We start from the raw sequence: 2,787 nt of genomic DNA, 5'->3' as shown, positions 1-2,787 counted from the left end.
CACCCGCGTGGGCGACTTGCGCGCGGTGGCGAACATTGAAAACGAAGCCGAGCAAGGCTTGGCGATTATCGCCCGCGTAACCGGCTTAGTACCCGAAGATTTGGATTTGCTGGATTTGGAGGACTTGCAGGCACTGCAAAACTGCTTTCCCGGCCAAAAGGCGTAATACGGAAAGGCTGAGCCGCGCAGAGGCCGACAAACGGATTCTCGCGGCTGCTGCCGATATCGCGTGGTGGTTCGGCTGGAGCGTACAGGATGTGTACGCGCTGCCGTTGGACGAATTTGAAGACTGGCAGAAAGAAGCAACCCGCCAGATTAAGGCGGGTTATGCGAGAGGGGTTTGACTTATTTGCCGGTAACGGCGAGGTAAAGACCGTAAAACAACCCAACGATGCCACCAAGAATATAGGCACCCAACAAAAAAGCTGCAGCAGCCAATAAGAACACAATAATCAGAGCCATACCGATTACCCAGTTAAGAATATTTCCGTTAAGAGTACATCATGTCTGCCGAATTAGCAATAGTCATCAAGGCTTCCGCCGTGGTTGGTGCCGCCCAGAGCGCGCTGGCCGCACTGGGCGGTTCGACACGCGCGCTGACTCAAAGTATCCGGCAGGCGGAGACCGCTACCGCCCAACTGAAACGCAGGCTGGAAAATCCTGCCGCCGGTGCGCAGGTGGACAGGCTGAAACGTTCTTACGACGGTTTGAACCGGACGCTGAACTCGTTGAAAGGCACCCAAAGCCGACTGGAAAAACTAACAGCCAAACAACAGGGTCTGAAAGAGACGCGGGCAAACATACTCAGCGGTTGGCATTCTGCCGTCGGTGCGGCTTCGGCCATGATTATGCCGGTAAAACTGGCTATTGACTTCGAATCGGCAATGGCCGATGTGAAAAAAGTCGTCAATTTCGACACCCCGCAGCAGTTTCAGGAAATGGAGCGGGATATTCTGAAGCTGACCCGTAGCATTCCGATGACCGGAGAGGAGTTGGCGGCCATTGTTGCGGCGGGCGGACAAAGCGGCGTTGCCCGCGAGAACCTGATCGGCTTTGCTTCGGATGCCGCCAAAATGGGCGTGGCGTTCGATATGGCGGCGGGGCAGGCGGGCGAGGCAATGGCCACGCTGTCGAATGTGTTGCAGATTCCGATTCCGAAAATCGGCGTTTTGGGCGATGCCATCAACCATTTGTCGGACAACGCCAACTCCAATGCTGCCGACATCGTCAACGTACTGACCCGTGTGGGCAGCGATATCAAACAGCTCGGTCTGACTGAGAATCAGGGCGCGGCTCTGGGCAGTACCTTTCTGAGTATGGGTAAGGCACCCGAGCTGGCCGCGCAGGCCATCAAGGGTATGGTGACCTCACTTTCAATATTGAAGGCGGGCGGCGGCAAAAAAGAGCTGGCCGAACTGGGGCTGACCACCGAAAGTTTCGCCAAGGCCATGAATGAAGACGCACAGGGTGCGATTCAGGATTTGATGAGGCGGCTCAAGCAGCTGCCCAAAGACGCGCAATATCCGCTGCTCTTGAAAATGTTCGGCAAAAACTATGCCGACGACGTGTTGCTGCTGGCCAACAATACCGAAGAATACAACCGCCAGCTCGACCTGCTGACGGAGAAAGATGCCGACGGCAACCTGAAATACATCGGCTCGATGGGGCGGGAGTTCGACAACCGTTCCGCAACTACCGCCAACCAACTGCAGCTGCTTAAAAGCAGCGTGGCCGAGTTGGGAATCGACATCGGCAAAGTGTTGCTGCCGCCTTTGAATGAATTGGTGCAGTCGGTACGACCGTTGATTACCGGGTTGACCGATTGGCTGCGTGCCAATCCGCAAGTGGCGAAAGGTCTGATTAAAGTTGCTTTGGCCGTTGCGTCGTTTGTGGCCGGTTCGTTTTTTGCTCGGCTTGCTTTAAATCTTTTTCAATCTAACTTAATCGTTTTTTCCTTACGTGCGCTCAAACTCCGTTCCGCATTGTTTCAGGGCAAGGCCGCTTTCCAAGTATTCCGTGCGGGCGCATTGCTGGGTAACGGTGCTTTGCTGCGCCAGCGCAATTTGGCCGGTACAACTTACCGCGCCTTTGCCCGTCTCGCACGCGGCTACCGTAATACCAACAACGCGCTCAAAGCATATTTGGCCAATACCGCCAAGCGCGGTGCTCAGGCAGTTATGGGCTTCCGCTTTGCCAAAATCCGTCTGCCGAAATTCCGCTTACCCAAGCTGTCGTTTGCCTCCGCACTAAGCGGCGGCGCAGGCGTATTGAAAAACTTAAGCAGCCTGATTCTGCGCGGTTTGCTATCCCCCCTAAAGCTGCTTGCCGGAGCCTTCCGTGCGGTTGCCGTGGCGATGCGGCTGCTGGCATTCAATCCGTTCGGGCTGTTGATTGCCGCCCTTATGTTGGCTGCGGTTGCGGTCTATACCTACTGGGAGCCGATTAAGGCGTTTTTTGCCGGCTTCTGGCAGGGTTTGAAGCAGGGGCTGGCTCCGTTGATGCCGCTGTTTGAGGGCTTTATGCGGCTGATGGCTCAGGTCGGCTCTGCCGTTATGGATGGACTGGGCGGCGTATGGGCATTTATCCAACCGCTGGTGCAGCCGATTATCGACTGGTTCTCCGATTTCTTTGCCGTCAGCTCGGAGGCGGAAACCAAAGCCGCAAGTTTCGGCGAGGCTTTGGGCTTGTGGGTCGGCGGTGCCATCAGCGGCTTGGTCGGTCTCGTTTCTACCGCTTGGAACAACATTACCGGCTTCTTCTCAAGCGGTATTGCCAATATTTCCGCGA

3 protein-coding genes are annotated in these 2,787 nt (G+C 55.8%); all 3 read left to right on the top strand.

The window, feature by feature from the left end; translation table 11 throughout:
* Positions 1-7: 7 nt before the first annotated feature.
* Positions 8-166, top strand: a complete 159-nt coding sequence (locus tag BDE01S_RS11120; protein WP_369405790.1) for a phage tail assembly protein — start codon at positions 8-10, stop codon at positions 164-166.
* Positions 99-344, top strand: coding sequence for a GpE family phage tail protein (locus BDE01S_RS11800; protein ID WP_369405789.1), 246 nt, complete (start codon positions 99-101; stop codon positions 342-344). Before BDE01S_RS11120 ends, BDE01S_RS11800 begins: the two co-directional genes overlap by 68 nt.
* A 159-nt stretch (positions 345-503) precedes the next feature.
* On the top strand, positions 504-2,787 hold a 2,284-nt coding region (locus BDE01S_RS11360), incomplete at its 3' end, for a phage tail tape measure protein (RefSeq protein WP_066080929.1).

The organism is Bergeriella denitrificans NBRC 102155 (genome assembly GCF_001592185.1).
Lineage (GTDB): Bacteria > Pseudomonadota > Gammaproteobacteria > Burkholderiales > Neisseriaceae > Neisseria > Neisseria denitrificans.
Note: the sequence above shows the minus strand (reverse complement) of the source record. Positions and strands in the feature narration are given on the sequence as shown.